This window comes from Pseudomonas sp. TE21435 (assembly GCF_056279265.1).
Genome location: NZ_JBWBQZ010000001.1, coordinates 2,030,025 through 2,047,324, shown reverse-complemented (window position 1 = coordinate 2,047,324; position 17,300 = coordinate 2,030,025). Strand labels below are relative to the sequence as shown.

13 protein-coding genes are annotated in these 17,300 nt (G+C 62.2%); 5 read left to right on the top strand and 8 right to left on the bottom strand.

Annotated features, from left to right (window positions below; all coding sequences use genetic code 11):
* Positions 1 to 151 precede the first annotated feature (151 nt).
* The 3 genes from sctE (at position 152) to ACZ9C1_RS09090 (ending at position 3,272) form a co-directional block, all read left to right on the top strand.
* Positions 152 to 1,156 (top strand): type III secretion system translocon subunit SseC family protein, encoded by a 1,005-nt coding sequence (gene sctE / locus ACZ9C1_RS09100; protein ID WP_476253894.1) that lies wholly within the window; start codon positions 152 to 154, stop codon positions 1,154 to 1,156.
* 43 nt (positions 1,157 to 1,199) lie between these two features.
* Positions 1,200 to 1,991, top strand: coding sequence for a hypothetical protein (locus ACZ9C1_RS09095; RefSeq protein ID WP_476253893.1), 792 nt, complete (start codon positions 1,200 to 1,202; stop codon positions 1,989 to 1,991).
* Between the two features lie 72 nt (positions 1,992 to 2,063).
* Positions 2,064 to 3,272, top strand: coding sequence for a hypothetical protein (locus ACZ9C1_RS09090; protein ID WP_277504922.1), 1,209 nt, complete (start codon positions 2,064 to 2,066; stop codon positions 3,270 to 3,272).
* Positions 3,273 to 3,328: 56 nt separating this feature from the next.
* Here the strand turns inward: ACZ9C1_RS09090 and ACZ9C1_RS09085 are convergent, their stop codons facing one another.
* The 5 genes from ACZ9C1_RS09085 to trhP form a co-directional block, all read right to left on the bottom strand.
* Entirely contained in the window at positions 3,329 to 3,766 is a 438-nt protein-coding gene (locus ACZ9C1_RS09085; RefSeq protein WP_277504920.1) for a YqaA family protein, read from the bottom strand.
* Complete coding sequence (locus ACZ9C1_RS09080) at positions 3,766 to 4,194, bottom strand: DUF411 domain-containing protein (RefSeq protein WP_139670011.1); 429 nt, start codon at positions 4,192 to 4,194, stop codon at positions 3,766 to 3,768. The genes ACZ9C1_RS09085 and ACZ9C1_RS09080 overlap by 1 nt, the downstream gene beginning before the upstream one ends.
* A gap of 90 nt (positions 4,195 to 4,284) precedes the next feature.
* A complete protein-coding gene (locus ACZ9C1_RS09075) occupies positions 4,285 to 5,190 on the bottom strand; it encodes a copper resistance protein B (protein ID WP_198753959.1) in 906 nt (301 codons plus the stop codon).
* Complete coding sequence (locus ACZ9C1_RS09070) at positions 5,183 to 6,919, bottom strand: copper resistance system multicopper oxidase (RefSeq protein WP_277504919.1); 1,737 nt, start codon at positions 6,917 to 6,919, stop codon at positions 5,183 to 5,185. The genes ACZ9C1_RS09075 and ACZ9C1_RS09070 overlap by 8 nt, the downstream gene beginning before the upstream one ends.
* 79 nt (positions 6,920 to 6,998) lie before the next feature.
* Positions 6,999 to 8,333 carry a prephenate-dependent tRNA uridine(34) hydroxylase TrhP gene (gene trhP, locus ACZ9C1_RS09065; RefSeq protein WP_139670018.1) on the bottom strand — a complete coding sequence of 445 codons (1,335 nt, stop codon included), beginning with the start codon at positions 8,331 to 8,333 and terminating at the stop codon, positions 6,999 to 7,001.
* Between the two features lie 123 nt (positions 8,334 to 8,456).
* On the opposite strand from trhP, the gene ACZ9C1_RS09060 reads away from it, so the two are divergent.
* Positions 8,457 to 9,518: an AI-2E family transporter gene (locus ACZ9C1_RS09060; RefSeq protein WP_277504918.1), complete on the top strand. Its 1,062-nt coding sequence runs from the start codon at positions 8,457 to 8,459 to the stop codon at positions 9,516 to 9,518.
* Positions 9,519 to 9,571: 53 nt separating this feature from the next.
* Here ACZ9C1_RS09060 and ACZ9C1_RS09055 read toward each other — a convergent pair whose 3' ends face one another.
* Together ACZ9C1_RS09055 and ACZ9C1_RS09050 are read right to left on the bottom strand one after the other, a co-directional pair.
* Entirely contained in the window at positions 9,572 to 11,110 is a 1,539-nt protein-coding gene (locus tag ACZ9C1_RS09055) for a metallophosphoesterase family protein (protein WP_277504916.1), read from the bottom strand.
* Between the two features lie 14 nt (positions 11,111 to 11,124).
* On the bottom strand, positions 11,125 to 13,812 hold the full coding sequence (locus ACZ9C1_RS09050) for a TRAP transporter substrate-binding protein (RefSeq protein WP_457377793.1): 2,688 nt from the start codon (positions 13,810 to 13,812) through the stop codon (positions 11,125 to 11,127).
* Positions 13,813 to 14,495: 683 nt separating this feature from the next.
* Here ACZ9C1_RS09050 and ACZ9C1_RS09045 point away from each other — a divergent pair.
* The gene (locus tag ACZ9C1_RS09045; protein WP_277504910.1) at positions 14,496 to 15,182 is read left to right on the top strand and encodes a hypothetical protein; all 687 of its coding nucleotides are present in this window, start codon (positions 14,496 to 14,498) and stop codon (positions 15,180 to 15,182) included.
* Here the strand turns inward: ACZ9C1_RS09045 and ACZ9C1_RS09040 are convergent.
* A complete protein-coding gene (locus tag ACZ9C1_RS09040) occupies positions 15,167 to 17,218 on the bottom strand; it encodes a TonB-dependent receptor family protein (protein WP_277504907.1) in 2,052 nt (683 codons plus the stop codon). The two genes, ACZ9C1_RS09045 and ACZ9C1_RS09040, sit on opposite strands and share 16 nt — an antisense overlap.
* Positions 17,219 to 17,300 lie beyond the last annotated feature (82 nt).

The window sequence follows — 17,300 nt, the reverse complement described above, 5'->3', positions numbered from 1 at the left end:
ACACTTCGTCACTGAAGCGCGGGTGATCGCGGCTGCAAGCGAGATTGAAACGCCAATGACGGGCACGGCCGTCCGCTTGCCAGGCGATACCGGTATGGCCTCGGTAGCCACGCCATCCCGGCCTGATCGTAATGTCAGGTTGGACCCTCCGGTGATTCAGGAATCCCTGGCAACCGGACGCGACCTTCACGGCCTGCTCGATAAAAGTGTCGACCCCGGGCGCTTCATGCAGCCGGCATTGGCCACGCTACCCGATGTCGGAGCGTTGATACTCGGGCAGCTCGCCGGAGAGATTTCCGATGCCGAGCTGGATATCCGCCTCACTGAACTGCTGAGCCGGTTGGGCGCCCGCCAGACCGAACTCAACCTGCAGCAAGTTCGGCAGATGACCGAGCAGAACCGCCAGCAGATGGCGCTCAACGCGCAGAAAATGGCAGAGGTGAGGCAGCGCCATCAGGACGCCGGCACGGCGAGTGTTTTTGCCAAGGTCTTCGGCTGGGCAGCGGCCATCGTGTCCATCGTGGTCGGCACGGTGATGGTTGCGACGGGCCTGGGCGCCGTGGCGGGCGCCCTGATGATCGCCGGTGGCGTCATGGGGGTTGTGTCCATGTCGTTGAACCAGACAGCCGAGGACGGGCATATCTCCAAAGAAGTGATGAAGTACCTCGGGCCTGCGCTGATGGCGGTGGAAGTCGCCCTGGCCCTTGCCTCGGTGGTGCTCACCTGTGGCGGCAGCCTTGCAGTGGTCGCGGCCAAAGTGGCCGGCAGGGTGAGTGGCAAGGCTGCGCAGGTTGCCCTGTCGGTGGGCCAGAAAATCCAGAGTGTGGCCTCCAGCGGGGGCTCCTCGGTTGCCAGCGCGGGCACCCAGGCCAAGCTGCAGATGACCTTGACCGGTACCGGCATGGCGACCGCCACGCTGTCGGGCGCCGGTGAGGCGGCCAGTTCGGTGATGCAAGGGCTGGCGCTGCGCAGCGAGGCCCAACTGGCCGAAATGCGCCTGGTGCTGGAGCAGGGCCATGGCTATCTCGAGCAACTGGCCAAGGAACTTGAACAACTACTCGCAAAGAAGCAGCAACGCTTCGAGCAACTGCTGGAAATGTTGAGCGCACGCCACAAAGCCTGCGCGGACATCGCCTGTCGAAACGTCATCGCTTGATCAAGGAGCAATCATGAATCTGTCTATTACCAACATCGATCATATGCCCGCCCTGGATTCCCCATCACCGCTGATCGAGGGACACAATGCCGCGCAGCCGTTGTGGGCGATGCTGGCAATGCCGTGTCCGGCAGCGAGAGCGAAGATCTGCGCACGGCCAGGGCAAGTCGACCTGGATGCGCCACAGGCGATGCCTTGCAGCCAGGATCTTCAGAGCCTGCTGGCCATTCTCCGCGCTGCCATGCAGGTGCGCGACGGTAACGCGCAAGGGCGCAGGACCCAGGCTGAGGTCAGCGTGCAGGCCAGCAAGGAACAGATCGGCTGGATGAGAACCGCCAGCAACGCGCTGTTCGCCTCGGCGGCTGTCAGTGGTGCGTTGAGTGTTTTCACGTTGGCCAGTGGCACCATCGGCATGAGCCGAAACCTGGATGATGCGCGCATGATCAAAAGCCTGGAACAAGCCAACCATACCGCCAGATATGGTCAGTCTGGCGAGGTGACAATGGCCTCGAAAAAACAGATCGACTCGAATCGTATCGAGGTCAAGCATCTGCAGAACGGCATCGATACCCGCAACACCACCCTGCACACGTTCAATGGTGTGGCACAAAGCGGGGCTGCATTCGGCACCGGCATCGCCCTCGCCATCAAGTCGCTGCAGGATGTGTGGGCCAAGGAGCAGGAGCTTGAAGCAACGGTTGCCGACAACCAGAAGGAACTGTTCCAGCGCGGCACCGATGACCTGGCGAAAGTGATCGACCAGCTTCGCCAGCTCACCCAGGAGATCCTGCGTAACGACAACCAAGGATTCAGGGCCGCGGGCGTGATGGTATGAGCGCGTCGCGCAGCATGAACATCGACAGAGGCCGCGGTCTTTTCTTCCGGTATTTTGATAGAGGTTTGCAGAATGATTGAATCGGTTTCCACGGCTTGGGTATTTGGTGCCAGCCTGAATCCAGTCAATGAGCGCAGTGACTGCGCACAGGTCAAGACCAGCGAGTCCGCGCAGCGCTTGGCCCGTCACGAGGAGCCGCAGAAACATGGCATCCTGATGCGGCTGTTCATTACGATTGCCGCGTTCTTCGGCTTTCGCACCGGTGGCCTGGCGGGTGGGACGCAGGCCACGGCCTCGGCGCCGGACGTGATGCGCTCACTCAACGAACAGATGGCCAAGGGACTCCCGGATGTCATCAGGTCGCAGGCAAGCGGAATACTGGCCAAGCAGGAAAACCTGCCAACCGAGCAGTTCATGGCCAGCTATACGGAGCAGCTCACGGGCAGCAACATCATGCGTAACGCCAACTGCCTGTTGTCGAATGTCGTCAAGTTGGGCGAGCTTGTACCTGCGCTGAAGGTTGCGACGAGCATCAACGAGGTCGATATCGTCGGCGGATATTCTTTGAAGGAAGCCCAGTTCCCGGACAATATCGCACTGATGCAGAGCGACCCGAAGGCTGCCGCCAGGGTGCTCGATGCGGTAATGTTCCTGGCCTCGCGATTTGCCGAGTTTCCGGACCCCGAGCAGGTGGGACCTGAAGCGATGGTGGCGTTCGTCAAAGAGGTTGATGCCGAGTTCATTGAGTTGTTCGCCCAGAAGCCTGGGATGCAGGTACCAGCCGTCGTGGTGGATGCACGCGAAGATGACTCTTCGGTGAGGGCCGACACTTTGGGCGGAGCGAGCGATGCTCAGCGTGTGAAACCTGAAGAAGTTTACGACACGACGACTGTCAGTCAGCCTGATCCGGTAACGTCGTTGAAGGCCATCAAGCTCGGCTTTGTCAAGATTGACGACGAGGTCGCTTTGCCAACGCGCAATGACTTCTACGCGACCATGAATTCGCTGCAGCGGCCGACCAGTCCGCTCTCCGAGTCGTTTGAGCATCTGGAGCATCTTGCCGAACATGGCAGTGCTGCCGAGAAGGCAATCGCTTCAATGGTCCTGGACCACCAGGCAATAGGGCAGTCCCACTCCTACGGCGATCTCTTCGGGCAGCGCAAGCTGGAGCCCAATCTGCTGCAGGCCCACTCCGCGCACTCGTTCGTGGACACGCTGCAGAAGAAGCTGGACATGGCAGCACGCCTGCTAGGTGACCTGCAAGCCGCCCACGCGGCTTGAGTGCAACGCTGGCTGGGGGCTTCGGGCTTCAGCCAGCTCTTCGAATTCCCGCCCGCTCACCCCGTGTGAAACCAACCCAGGGTGATCATCGTCACCACGAGATAGCGCCCGCCCTTGGCCACGGTGACCAGCAGCACGAAGCGCCAGAAAGGCTCGCGCATGATCCCAGCGATCAAGGTCAGTGGGTCGCCGATCACCGGCATCCAGCTCAGCAGCAACGACCATTGCCCCCAGCGTTGGTAACGCTGCTGGGCGCGCTCCAGCTGGCGGGTGCCGAACGGGAACCAGCGCTTGTCGCGCAGGTGCTCGATGGCCCGGCCCAGCAGCCAGTTGACGATGGACCCCAGCACATTGCCGAGCGTGGCGACCAGCAGCAGGGTGGCCCAGGCTTGCGGGTCGCGCAGCAGCAGGCCGACCAGCACCGCCTCCGATTGCAGTGGCAGCAGGGTGGCGGCGCCGAAGGCGCTGAGGAACAGCGCCCAGAGGCTGAGCATCAGTAGTTGGCGACCACGGTGTCGCGGTCGTCCAAGGTCACGCCGATGACCTGGTAGGCGTCCTTGTGGTCACCCATCTCCATGCCCGGCGAGCCCATGGGCATGCCGGGCACGGCCAGGCCCTTGAGGTCGGCGCGGCTGGCCAGCAGGCGCACCTGCTCGGCCGGCACATGGCCTTCGACGAACTTGCCGTTGATCACGCCGGTGTGGCACGACGCCAGGCGTGGCGCCACGCCCAGGCGCTGCTTGACCGCGCTCATGTTCGGCTCGACATGGTCGTTGACGGTGAAGCCGCTGTCGCCCAGGTGCTTGATCCACGCCTTGCAGCAGCCGCAGTTGGGGTCGCGGTAGACGTCGATGGTCTCGGCGGCCTGGGCCAGGCCGGTGATGGCCAGCAGGCCAAGGGTGAGCAGGTGTTTGCGCAGCATGGTGAAGCTCCTGTGAAACTAAACATATCTGGTTGATCAGCGCCGCTCCTGCAGGGACACTGGCAGCTCATAAAGGACCGGCGTCAAATTTCAGAAACGCAGGCGGACCCCGGCCACCAACCGGGTCTGGCCGATGTCCTCATCATTTTCTCGGGCCTGGTCGGCGCGGTTGCCGTGCAGGCGGTTGAAGCTGACCCCGACGTAGGGCGCGAACGCGCGCGTGATCTCGTAGCGCAGGCGCAGGCCCACCTCGCTTTCGGCCAGCCCCGCACCTTGTTCGCGCCCGCCGTCGTTGCGCCCGAAGAAGTTGGCTTCGACGGTCGGTTCGAGGATCCAGCGATTGGTCAGCAGCATAGCGTAACCGGCCTCCAGGCGCAGCGCGGTCTGCTGCCGCTCGCCAGCATAGGCGGTGGCTTCCAGCTCCAGTCCGTAGAGCGGCGTGCCCTGGATGCCGAAGGCTGCCCAGCTTTGGCCGCTGGCGGGCTTGAAGTCCTGGCGCACACCGCCGACCAGTTCCCACCAGGGGCTGATGGCATGGCCCCAGAGCGCCTGCAGCTCAGCTTTGTGGGTCTTGCCCTGTTCACGCTCACCCTCGCTGCGCAGCCACAGGCGGTCGATATCGCCGCCGACCCAGGCGGTAGCGTTCCAGTTCAGGGCGCCACTGTTTTCGAAGTTCTGGTACTCCAGCTGGTCGACGATCACTGCCCAGTTGGTTGCCCGGTCGTGCACCTGATGCCCTGGCAGGAGCGGGAAGGCGGCGCGGCGGTCGGCGTCGGTGACTACCGGCAAGGGTGTGCGTGGTTGGTCGGGGGGCGTCGCCGCGTGGTTCATCAGGCTGTGGTCCATGGGCATGCTGCCATGGTTCATCTGGCCGTGGTCCATTGGCATGGCGCCGTGGTTCTTATGGTCCATGCCCGCAGCCAGGGCCCGTTCGCTCGCCAGCAAGGCCATCAGTGCGACACCGGTGACGATACGGCGGTTGCAGTTCTCATTCATCGACCCGTACCTCGCGGAACATGCCGGTCTCCATGTGGTAGAGCAGGTGGCAGTGGTAGGCCCAGCGGCCCAGGGCGTCGGCGGTCACACGGTAGCTGCGCCGGCTGCCGGGAGGGATGTCGAGGGTGTGCTTGCGTACCAGGAAGCGCCCTTGTTCATCTTCCAGGTCGCTCCACATGCCATGCAGGTGGATGGGGTGGGTCATCATGGTGTCGTTGACCAGGGTGATGCGCACCCGCTCGCCATACTTCAGACGCAGCGGCTCGGCATCGCTGAACTTGATGCCGTCGAACGACCAGGCGAAGCGTTCCATGTGTCCGGTCAGGTGCAGTTCGATGTCCCGTGACGGTTCGCGCCCGTCCGGGTCGGGATAGGGACTGCGCAGGTCGGCGTAGGTCAATACCCGGCGGCTATTGCCGCGCAGGCCGATGCCGGGGTCGGCGAGGTTGGCGCGGGGGGCCATGGTCTGCATGTCCACCAGCGGGTTGTCGGTCTCGCTGGTGGGGTGGCTTTGCATCATGGGCATGCCGGCCATGGCCGAGTGGTCCATGCCCGCCATGCTGCCGTGGTCCATCGCCGGCATGTTCGAATGGTCCATCTGGCCCATGCCGCCATGCCCCATGTCGTCCATGCTCAGCACCGGGCGTGGATCCGGCTCGGGTACTGGAGCCTGCAATCCAGCGGCGCGGGCCAGGGTGCCACGGGCGAAGCCGGTACGGTCCATGCTCTGGGCGAACAAGGTGTAGGCGGGCAGGTCGCCCACGGTGACCAGCACGTCATAGGTTTCGGCCACGGCGATGCGTAGTTCGTCCACGGTAACCGGGGTCACCGGCAGGCCGTCGGCGGCGATCACCGTGAGCTTCAGGCCGGGGATGCGAAAGTCGAAATAGGTCATCGCCGAAGCGTTGATAAGGCGCAGGCGCACGGTTTCGCCGGGCTGGAACAGGCAGGTGAAGTTGCCGTCCGGTGGCTGGCCGTTGAGCAGGTAGGTGTAGCCGGCAGCGCTGATGTCGGCGAGGTCGGTGGGGCTCATGCGCATCTTCGCCCAGGCCCAGCGGTTGTCGAGGGTGTTGCGCCAGCCGCTTTCGGCGACATCGTTTATGAAGTCACCCACCGTGCGCTTGTGGTAGTTGAAGGCGTCGGACTGTTTCTTTAGCGTAGCCATCAGCGCTTCCGGCGCCTGGTCCGACCAGTCGCTGAACAGCAGTACATGGTCGCGCTGGTACCTGTGCGGCTCAGGCTCGCGGGGTTCGATGACGATGGCGCCGTACACGCCGGCCTGCTCCTGCAAGCCGGAGTGGCTGTGGTACCAGTAGGTGCCGCTCTGGCGCAGGGTGAACTGGTAGAGGTAGTCGCCGCCCGGTTCGATGCCGGCGAAGCTCAGCCCCGGCACGCCGTCCATGTTGGCCGGCAGGATGATGCCGTGCCAGTGGATCGAGGTGGGCTGGTCCAGGCGGTTGCGCACGCGCAGGGTCACGGTGTCGCCTTCGCGCCAGCGCAGCTGCGGGCCGGGCAGGCTGGCGTTGATGGTCTGCGCGGTGCGTGGGCGGCCGGTGATATTGACCGGGGTCTGGCCGATGAACAGTTCGAACTGCTGGCCACTCAGGTCGTGCAGCGGCAAGCGCCCCTCTGCTGCCTGGGCCAGCGGGCGCCACAGGCCGAGGCCGGCCAGGGCGGTGGCGGCGCCCAGGCCCTTGACGAAGGTGCGGCGGGTTGGAGTCGGTGGCATGGCGTGCTCTCGCTACGAAACTGCCACCATCCTCGCTGCCAGTGCCTGTCAGCTGGCTGAGGCGCGGATTACAGATTTGTCAGGCAGCCGTCTCGGCGCTTTCCAGGTCGCGCATCAGCAAGCCGAACTCCAGGGATACCTGCTCGGGGATCGGCAGGTAGACCACATGGCCATCGCCCGGCGCCACTTCGATGGCCTGCTGCTGACGGTTGCGCAGGCGGTGCAGGTCGAAATGGTAGTTGCCACGCGGAGTCATCAGTTCCAAGTGATCGCCCACGGCGAAACGGTTCTTCACCTTGACCTCGGCCAGGCCATCGACCCGCGCCCCGGTCAGCTCGCCGACGAACTGCTGGCGCTCGGACACCGAGTTGCCGCGCTGGTAGTTCTGGTACTCGTCGTGCACATGGCGGCGCAGGAAGCCTTCGGTGTAACCGCGCTGGGCGAGGGATTCGAGGCTGGCCATCAAGCCGCGGTCGAACGGCCGTCCGGCCACGGCGTCATCGATGGCCTGGCGGTAGGACTGCACGGCGCGGGCGCAGTAGAAGTGCGATTTGGTACGGCCCTCGATCTTCAACGAATGCACGCCCATATGTGCCAGGCGCTCGACGTGCTGGATGGCGCGCAGGTCCTTGGCGTTCATGATGTAGGTGCCGTGCTCGTCCTCGAACGCCGGCATTTCTTCGCCCGGGCGGTTGGACTCCTGCAACAGGAACACCTGGTCAGTGGGGGCGCCTATGCCCAGCGTGGGTTCGAATTCGCGGACGATGTCGCCGGTAGCGTTCTCGGTGGCCGGGGTCGCCTCATACTTCCAGCGGCAGGCATTGGTGCAGGTGCCCTGGTTGGCATCGCGCTTGTTCAGGTAGCCTGACAGCAGGCAACGCCCGGAGTAGGCCATGCACAGCGCGCCATGCACGAACACCTCCAGTTCCATCTCTGGCACCTGCTGGCGGATCTCCTCGATCTCTTCCAGCGACAGCTCCCGCGACAGGATCACCCGGGTCAGGCCCATGCCCTGCCAGAACTTCACGCTGGCCCAGTTCACCGTGTTGGCTTGCACAGAGAGGTGGATGGGCATCTGCGGGAAATGCTGGCGCACCAGCAGGATCAGCCCAGGGTCGGACATGATCAGCGCATCCGGGCCCATCTCGATCACCGGCGCCAGGTCCTTGAGGAAGGTCTTGAGCTTGGCATTGTGCGGGGCGATGTTGACCACCACGTAGAAGCGCTTGCCCAGGGCCTGCGCCTCCTGGATGCCGAGGGCCAGGTTGGCATGGTCGAATTCGTTGTTGCGCACTCGCAGGCTGTAGCGCGGCTGGCCGGCGTAGACCGCGTCGGCGCCGTAGGCGAAGGCATAGCGCATGGTCTTGAGAGTACCGGCGGGGGCGAGCAGTTCGGGCTTGGCGGGAGAGGTCATGGTGCGCACCGGGGCAAAAGGCGCGGATGCTAAGGCGGCGGCGCCTTGCAAGTATTGATCTGGGTCAACGGCACTTTTACCGATGCGCAGCGCACTAAATGGTTGAGCCCTCGAGGAACGCCGATGAACGAAACCGTACTGCAGAACAAAGCCCTGACCGTGTTGTTGGCCCTGGTGACCATCGCCTTCATCTGGATCATGTTGCCGTATTCCGGCGCGATCTTCTGGGCGGTGATCCTCGGCATCCTCTTCGCACCGCTGCAACGCCACCTGTTGCTGCGCTGTGGCGGGCGACGCAACCTGGCGACGGCGGTGGCCCTGGCCACCTGCTTGCTGGTGGCGGTGCTGCCGGTGATCATCATCAGCGCCCTGCTGGTGCAGGAGGGGGCAGCGTTGTACCAGCGCATCGAGAGTGGCCAGCTGGATATCGCCGGCTATATCGAACGGGGCAAGGACATGTTGCCGGCCTATGCCCAGCATTTCCTCGACCGCATGGGCATGGGCAACCTCGATGGCCTGCGCGACAAGATCACCAAGTGGGCGACCCAGGGCAGCCAGTTCCTCGCCGGCCAGGCGTTCAGCTTCGGCCAGGGCACCTTCGAGTTCCTGGTGAGCTTCGGCATCATGCTCTACCTGCTGTTCTTCTTCCTGCGCGAGGGGGCGGAGCTGGCGCGCAAGGTGCGCCAGGCGGTGCCACTGCCCGAGCAGCAGAAACGCCGTCTGCAGCTGAAGTTCAAGCGCGTGGTGCGGGCCACGGTCAAGGGCAACCTGCTGGTGGCGATCACCCAGGGTGCGCTGGGCGGGCTGATCTTCTGGATACTGGGCATTCCCAGCGTGCTGGTGTGGGCGGTGCTGATGGCGTTCCTGTCGTTGCTGCCGGCGGTGGGCGCGGGGATCGTCTGGGCGCCGGTGGCGGTGTACTTCCTGCTGGTCGGGGCGCTGTGGAAGGGGATAGTGCTGACGGCGTTCGGGGTGCTGGTGATCGGCCTGGTGGACAACCTGTTGCGGCCGATCCTGGTGGGCAAGGACACGCGCATGCCGGACTACCTGGTATTGGTTTCGACCTTGGGCGGGTTGGCGGTGTTCGGGCTCAACGGGTTTGTGATCGGGCCGTTGATCGCGGCGCTGTTCATTTCCAGCTGGGCGATCTTCGCCTCGACCAAGCCGCAGGTGCAGTTGCCGTAGTGACAAGTACCGCGCAGGTACAGCTTGCCGAAGGAGCGCTTGGACTGGTCACCTCATTTGTCCGGCCCGTTACGTGGGCAGTCGCTGACGCCTGGTTCCCTGAATACGCCCTGGTTGCCACCTTCCTGCATTTGCCACAAGCGTAACCGCGCGCGTACCACTGCGGCACCGTGGTCGACCACGACCAAGCCGTAGCAAGGTTGAAGATCCTCCACTGACAATTGTTTGAGTGCCTGAGCGGGTGAAATTGACTTGTCCTTGGCAATTTTCACGAAGCCGGCATCATCGACGAGGCGCTGGAAAGCTCCCGTGTTCACTACCGTGATGTTCCTGACCTCGCCGGCGACATTGGTCACCTTCCAGGGATACTCCCACAAGTGCGTGTGACCGTACACGAAGATGTCGAAGCCCCCCAGCTCTCGTTGGCGGTTGGCCAGATGCGAACGGAAGATCGACATTTGGGGGACCAGGGCATTGGTAAGCAAAGCCCCTAGTGAATCGGTGCACGGATTAGCGTTTGACTGGCGGGCTGCCGTGCGGCACAACGTATTGAGATCATCGTCGGAAAGCTGGGTAACCAGTGTGTCGAGTTGATTGCGCATGGCTACCTGCTGTTCATCCACGCCTTCGATCAGCTCTCGCAGTGGGTCTTTAGCGGGAAGCGATAGTAAAAACAGCTGGTGCCCGGCGCGTTCTGCCGCCTTGCGGCTGAAGTTGTCCTGGCCAGGGTCTTGTTTGCCCAGCCCATCGGCTTTCTGGGTCAGCGATGTTTCGAAAATGTTGAAGGCGATGAACCTGGCTGTGTCGGCCAAGGTTCCAAGCCAGCCTCGTTCATGCATGCGGTAACGAGCACCTGCTGTCTCCGGGCTGAGATTATCGATTACCGGGTAGGCGCGTTCTTCGGTGTTGAACAGTTGCTGAACGAACCGTTCTCCCCATGGCCTTACCATGAAGCGTATTCCATCATTGCCTCTGGTGGTTACGGACGGCCATTTCGCGAACGAGTTCACATCGCTGCCGATTTGATGCCCATGTTCGGCAACCACGTGTTTGTCCGCTGATTGCCAGATGCCGCTGGTGACTAGTTGCGCCCGGCCCCGGGTATCGCCGAACGCTGGATAGACCTGCTGCCAAACCTGAGGCACAAGCAATGCGGCGTCATGGTTGCCCGGAATAACATACAGATGGTTGTCTCCCCTGCGTGCGAAATCGCCGAGCAGCGACAGCTCATGGACATGTGCCTTGCTGATCCGGGCTGCCAGGCGCGTCATCTCACCTACTGTGCAGCCTGCGTCGGCCGAACCGCTGCTGCAAGGAATGTCGGCGGGTGTTTGCCACAACTCCAGGAAGTCCCCGACGATGACCAGATCGATGTTGTCACCGTATTCGCTGGAAAGCGCTTGCAGGAAACCTTCCAGAGCATTCGGCCAGCGGAAGTCTTCATAGGGATGCCACCGACCATTGGATTCTTTGCCCAGACCGAAATGCAGGTCACTGATCAAGACGCTCACCCGTGCCGCGGCCATGGCCGAGCCGTTGGGTAGCAGAAACATCAAAACGGTGAGCAATGAAGCCCTAACTGCGCCACGCATGGCATTCCCTCTCCCTAGTGTTTTGCTACGGTGGGGCTGCAAAGTTTCACATCGTGATTGCCGATGATCTGTAATTCCAAGGCCATGTCGCTGTAGCCGGGTTGGTCGTGATAGGCCTGCATCGTGTCATCCACTGCACGGTTGAACAGGTCGATCAGTCTGGCCGGCTCACCTTTGTCCTGAGCGTTCTTGACAGTGTTGGCGAAGCTGACGGCGAAGCGAGTGCCGAATGCCGTGTCGACTTGAAACGGAGAGGTGATAACAGCTTCCATACCGTTGTCCAGCAAATGGTTCATGAAGTTGCGGCTCTCCCGGGATGCACCGCTTGTGGCGCAGGCTGCCAGCACTGCGAAGCTGCCTGTTCCGAATGCTCTGCGTACTTCCGCATTGATGACACGATCAGGTTTTTCATCCCACGCGTAGGTAATGCCGCCTTTATCGTGGTGTGCAAGCAGCAGCAAGCCGGTGCGAGGAGGGTGATCGTCACCTCGTGATCTGAGGAAGTCGAACAATTGAGGATTGTCACGGTACCAACGGTCCCCGGCAGCCGTCGGACGCCAGTCCGACTTTGCAAGCAGCTCGGCTGCTTCGGCCCGGGCACCCTCAAGGCGGTCGGGAATGGCCAGGTCCCAGTTATCGACGCAACTGTCCTTGGGCAGTGACTTGGGTTCAGCTACCGGTTGAACGATCGTCAATCTTCTCGACAGGACCCGCTCCTGGGCATCGGCTGCCAGTAATGCGAGTGGCAGATATTGAATCGATCCATCGTTATCGAAGTAGCGGGTGAGCAATGTGGCAGGGGTGGGCTGCGCGGCAAGCTGCCTCAGCGCGTTTTTCGCGTGCTCGGTCACGGCGTCTTCGCTGCGTTCACGGGCGTTGAAAATGGACGCGGAAAGCTGCCGTACGACGCTGTCGTAGGGGCGTTGCTGGTTGATTTCATCATGAGCCTTGGCAATCGAGTGTTGCAGATTATCGGGTTGTTGAAGAAAACGGGACAGTTCTTCCTTGAGCGTCCAGGCATAGACGGGAGGCGGGTGGCCACTGTCCACAGCGCTTTGCAACTCGGCGCGGCTGACGAAAACGGCTACGGTCTTGGCGTCGCCTTCACGCTTGCTGCCAGTGTCAAAGAACTGCAGGGCAGCATCGGCTTGCGATGGGGTATCGTGTGCATCCAGTGACAGCAGGCTGTCGATGCCGCCGTCAATGGTTGCTTTGCAGTCAGGTGCGGGGTTGCCGGCATCCGCCACCACCGGGACATTGACCACGATCTGGTCGAGAGGCCGCAATCCACTGAAGTTCCAGATGGAGAAGGCAATCTGTGCACAGCCCGTTCGATTGGCCACGACAATGGGCCAGGTGAGCGGCTCACTGACGGAAAGAACCTTGGAAAGCGTCTGTGGTGGTATGCCGTGACTTGCGGCTTGCTCGACCAATTGTACATCGCTGGTCTGCGCAATCAGCCTGCTCCGCTTTATCTTGAGTACCTTCGCGGTCAGTGGTTGGTCCGGGCGTGCGGTCAGGAGATCACTGGTAATGACAGGGCGAATCAACAGGGATATGTCGGCGCCTTCCGGAGTTCGTTGGATTTCTCTGAAAATCCATTTCTCTGCTGCGGTCGCAAGGGCGCCGGGATAGGAGGTGCGGCCTAAATCGAGCGTCAGATCGTACTCGCGGTCTGGATAAAGTTGCTGGCTGAACGTTTTGCTGCCCGACTGATACCAGGTGTTCCAGCGCAGATCGCTGCCTGGCTCGCCTGTATGACTCACCGGATGAAAAACCAGAGGCTCCTGCAGCGCAGCCAACAGCGCTTTATCGACTCGCGCGATCGATTCCCATTGTGTTTTTTCGACCAGGTGGCGCCATTCGTTACGGATATTAACGTCCACATCCAGTTCATTCTCGGCAAAGGATGGCCTTGGCCGGTACATGGCGTTGCGGGTTGTTCTGAATGCGGAGTCAATTCGCTCGCGCAACTCGGCGGAAAGCTGCGCATACTTGGCCTTGTTATAGATGACGGCCAAGGCAGAGAAACGATGAGCGGTCATGGCTATGTAAGGGGTATCGAATGAATGCCCCAACTCCCTCATGGGCAGTTCGGCGGCATCAATCTTTCCACGCTCCAAGGCTCTGGCAATCTGTCGATTGTCCTGCATCAGCACCAGGTGCGCACCAGCAGCCTCAAGGGGGGCGCGCATCGGGCTGTCCTGCAACAGCGCCACCTTGCTGCCGCGGTAGTCGCCGGGCGACCTGGCCGGTGTCTGACTAGCGAGTACGTACGTGTCGACATACAGCGCAACACCAATCTGGCCGAGATCCGAACTCTTCAGGCTGGAGAGCAGATAAGGAGTGGTGTCCTGACCGAAAGCACCGGAAAAGAGTTTATCTTCCGCGCCTTTGCTTACGCTGAACGGTAAGTCGAATACTGCGAAGTTCGGCGCATAGCGACTGATATCACTGGTCGGTACAAGCGCAATGTCGATTTTCCCTTGATGTACCTGTTCGACAACGTCCGAGGCCTCGGACGCCAGCCTCACTTCAACGTTGACCTGTTTGGGCAGGTTCGACTTCAATGTTCCGAGGTCGAAGCCGGTGTCCGGTGGCAACGCCACTTGAACAAGTATGCTCTGAGTTGGCGCAGTTGCAGAGGCCAGGTTGAGCTGGCCGAAGAATATGACAGTGGCAATCAAACCGGCTTTCATCATGCTCGGCTCCTGCTTTGCCCTGCATCGAACCGATGCTTGAGCAATGCACACGGGTGTGGTCCGTGTATCCAAATGCCATCATTCAATCTAGCTGACAAAAGCCATCGGTCAATGGTCGATGGTGGTGTTTTGCTATCGAGGTTGCTGCGCCGACTTCGCCGTGTGCTGCTACATTTTTCCAGGCGTGCATGTAACGGGAGAAGCCAATGGCTGGCAAAACCTCAAGTGTGTGCCGATGGGGGCTGGTCGTCCTCATTCCCTGGGCTCTGGCAGGTTTGTCCGGCTGTAAACCCGAGATGCTGGCATCCCCTATCCCCAGCTCCTTCACTGTCGCCTCGCTACCTATCGGTGCGGCGGGCATAGGTGATGATCGGCAGCTGTTTGCCAACCATTTTGCGGCGGAGTTGGCCCGATCTCCGTTAGGGCGTGCAAGCCATGTCCAGGCGTGGATCCATTGGCCAGACAGGGCAATTGCCCGTCCGACGTCCGAAGCTTCGTTACGGGGCGTTTCCGTGCTAGTGATCCCAGGAATCTTTGGTGACTGTGTAGCCGATCAGTCGCTTCCGTTCAGTGATGGCGTTACCAGAACTCCGGCGCGCAATCTCACAGAAGGTTATACCTACTTGGCATCCCTTGGGCTTCGACGAGTACGTGCCGTGGCGGTGGGGGGAAGAGTCTCGTCCATGACCAATGGCATGGCGATAGCTGATGCGATCCGTCAGGAGGCGACGGACCCGACAGTATCCCGGGTTATCGTCGTCGGGTACTCGAAAGGCGTGGCGGACACCCTGGTAGCCCTTGCGCGACTGGAGGACAGCGGATCGCCCCGAGCGCCATTGTCGTTCGTGTCGCTGTCTGGCGTTGTGATGGGTACCCCGCTGGCCGATTCCCATGACGACCTTTACCAGAAGCTTGCCTCTCGATTCGAAGCATTGCAGTGTACCCGCTCGGACGGACATGAGGTCACGAGCCTTACCCGACGTGAGCGCGTCCGTTGGCTGGCGAGCCATCCCCGGCTACCTGGGGTAAACAGCTATACGGTGCTTGCTTACACTGTTGCCGGAGATGTTTCTCCAGGTTTACGTCCTTTCTACGAACGCCTTGCCAGAATCGATCCTCGCAATGATGGCCAGATGCTTGCCGCCGATGCCGTGTTGCCGGGCTCCACTTTGTTGGCAGAAGTGAAGTCGGACCACTGGACTTATGTGTTGCCCTTACAGGATCACCCGAACTGGCTTGTGCGTGGCGCTGCTGCCAACCTTACCTTCCCCCGTGCGGCATTTTTCCGAGCTTTGTTGCGTACGGTTGTTGAGTTGGATGAGCAACGGCAGCGCAGTGAAGACCTAGCCACCAGTCAGCGAAAACTGTAGGACACCCCCGCATACACCCCGAACCCTTCCCCCGGCGTCGAGCGGGCGATGTCCTGCCCGGCATCGTTGTACCCCGGCGTCACCGTCGCCGCGTAACGCTTGTTGGTCAGGTTGCGCAAGTCCAGCCAGGTCTGCCAGTCGCGCTTGGGCGAGTCCCAGCCCAGCCGCGCGCCGAGCAGGGCGTAGGCGTCGGCGTGGTAGCTGTTGGCATAGTCCACCTGCACCTTGGAGGCCATCTGCGTGTTCACCCCCGCGTAGAAGCCCGCCGGCCAGTCGTAGCGCAGTTCGGCCTGGTAGTAGTGCATGGGGATGCCGGGCAGGCGGTTGTCGCCGAACTTGTCGTCGTCGCGGTAGTGGAAGTCACTGAAGGCGTAGGCTTGGCGCAGGCTGAGCTTGCCGGTGCCGGGTTGCTCCCAGAGGAGGCTGTCCAGGCCGGCTTCGAGGCCCTGGTGCACGGTGGGGCTGGCGTTGAACTCCTTGAACGGCAAACCTTGCACGACTTCCACGTTCAGCAGTTCGTGGCGCACTTGGGCGTAGTACCAGGCCAGGTCCCAGCGCCCCAGGGCCGAATCACCGCGGGCGCCCAGTTCCAGGGTAGTGGCGGTCTGGTTCTGCATCTTCATCGGCTGGTTGTTTACCGGCGCGCTCCAGACCAGCGACCACGGGTGCGGCGGCTCCACCGAGCGGCTGAGGTTGCCGTAGACCTGCAGGTCCGGGCGGATGTCGTAACGCAGGCCCAGGCGTGGCGCATAATCCCAGTCATGCTGGCTGACCTTGCCGCCACTGCTTGGATAGGTGACATCGCTTTCACGGCGGGTGTAGATCATCGCCAGGCCCGTGGTCAGCCACAGGTTCGGAATAAGCTCCAGATCGTTGCCTGCATGCAACACAGTGTCCGAACCTTGGTAGCTGAAGTCGCGGGTGCGGGCCCCGAAATTGTCGCCGCCGGGGCGGGCGAACTGCGAGGCGCCGCTGTTGGGCAGGTGCTTGGTGGTGCGCCAGCCTAGCGTGGTCTTGCTCTCATGGCCAAACAGGGTGTCACGACGCAAGTAGTTCAGCGTGCCGCTGACATCGGTGTAGGCGACCTTCAGGCGCATCGGGCCTTCACGCAGGTCCATCGGGTAGTCGTGATAGACCAGCCCCGCCTCCAGGCGCGAATCGTCATCCAGGAAGAAGGTCGTCTTGTTGCCGACCCAGGTGCTGCCCGGTTGCGGGCGGCTGTCATCGCGGGCCAGGTAGGCAGGGTTTGCCGCGCGTGGATCGTGCTTGATCTGGCCTTTGGTCAGGCGTCCGGCCAGATCGTTCTCGGTCTCGCGGTAGCGCAGGTAGAAGCGCGTCTCCAGGTTCGGGTTGAAGCGATAGCCGACGTTGGCGGCGATGCCCTTGGCGCTGCCACTGCTGTGCCGCTGGAAGCCGTCGTACTCGGCGTCGGTAAGCGCTACGTAATAGTCGAGGTTGCCCAGCACCTGCCCGGAGCTGATGTGCCGGCGCTGGTAGCCACGGCTGCCGACTTCGTAGCGCACCTGCAAGGGCGCGGCATCGTAGCCGGTGTGGGTCACGTAGTTGATCGCGCCGCCCAGGGCCAGCGAGCCCTGGGCGAAACCGTTGGCACCGCGCAGCACTTCGGCGCGGCTCAGCCACAGCGGTTCGAACAGCTCATAGGGCGTGCCGCCGGGACCTGTCAGCGGCAGGCCGTCGAACATCGTGTAGACGCCCGAACCGTGGGCACCCGGCGCGCGGTTGATGCCCGAACCACGGATCGACAGCTTGATGCCGTCGTTGCCCGCCGACTGGGCGAACACTCCCGGCTGGTAGGCCAGCACATCCTGATTGGTCGCCACCCGGCCCTGGCCCACCTTGTCCATGTCCACCAGGTTGCTGGCGCCGGGGATTTCACGCAGGTGATCGGCGGCGGCTTCCAGCTCGGACTGTTGATGGTCCTGGATCAGCACCTGGTCGAGTTCGACGCGGTTGGCGGCCTGGGCGGAGCCGGCGACGAACAGGGCCAGCAGGGAGTAGGGCAGGGTGGGGCGCATGGGGACGAGGTTCCAGATCGGGTGCGGGAGTCTGACGCTGCAAAGGGCAGACGAAGCACAGTGGTCGATCTGTAATAGCCAT

Coding starts and splice junctions, on each gene's coding strand:
- ACZ9C1_RS09045 (WP_277504910.1), top strand. CDS start 14,496: ATGACCAATGGCATGGCGATAGCTGATGCGATCCGTCAGGAGGCGACG.
- ACZ9C1_RS09050 (WP_457377793.1), bottom strand. CDS start 13,812: ATGATGAAAGCCGGTTTGATTGCCACTGTCATATTCTTCGGCCAGCTC.
- ACZ9C1_RS09090 (WP_277504922.1), top strand. CDS start 2,064: ATGATTGAATCGGTTTCCACGGCTTGGGTATTTGGTGCCAGCCTGAAT.
- ACZ9C1_RS09060 (WP_277504918.1), top strand. CDS start 8,457: ATGAACGAAACCGTACTGCAGAACAAAGCCCTGACCGTGTTGTTGGCC.
- ACZ9C1_RS09080 (WP_139670011.1), bottom strand. CDS start 4,194: ATGCTGCGCAAACACCTGCTCACCCTTGGCCTGCTGGCCATCACCGGC.
- ACZ9C1_RS09075 (WP_198753959.1), bottom strand. CDS start 5,190: ATGAATGAGAACTGCAACCGCCGTATCGTCACCGGTGTCGCACTGATG.
- ACZ9C1_RS09070 (WP_277504919.1), bottom strand. CDS start 6,919: ATGCCACCGACTCCAACCCGCCGCACCTTCGTCAAGGGCCTGGGCGCC.
- ACZ9C1_RS09085 (WP_277504920.1), bottom strand. CDS start 3,766: ATGCTCAGCCTCTGGGCGCTGTTCCTCAGCGCCTTCGGCGCCGCCACC.
- trhP (WP_139670018.1), bottom strand. CDS start 8,333: ATGACCTCTCCCGCCAAGCCCGAACTGCTCGCCCCCGCCGGTACTCTC.
- ACZ9C1_RS09040 (WP_277504907.1), bottom strand. CDS start 17,218: ATGCGCCCCACCCTGCCCTACTCCCTGCTGGCCCTGTTCGTCGCCGGC.
- ACZ9C1_RS09095 (WP_476253893.1), top strand. CDS start 1,200: ATGCCCGCCCTGGATTCCCCATCACCGCTGATCGAGGGACACAATGCC.
- ACZ9C1_RS09055 (WP_277504916.1), bottom strand. CDS start 11,110: ATGCGTGGCGCAGTTAGGGCTTCATTGCTCACCGTTTTGATGTTTCTG.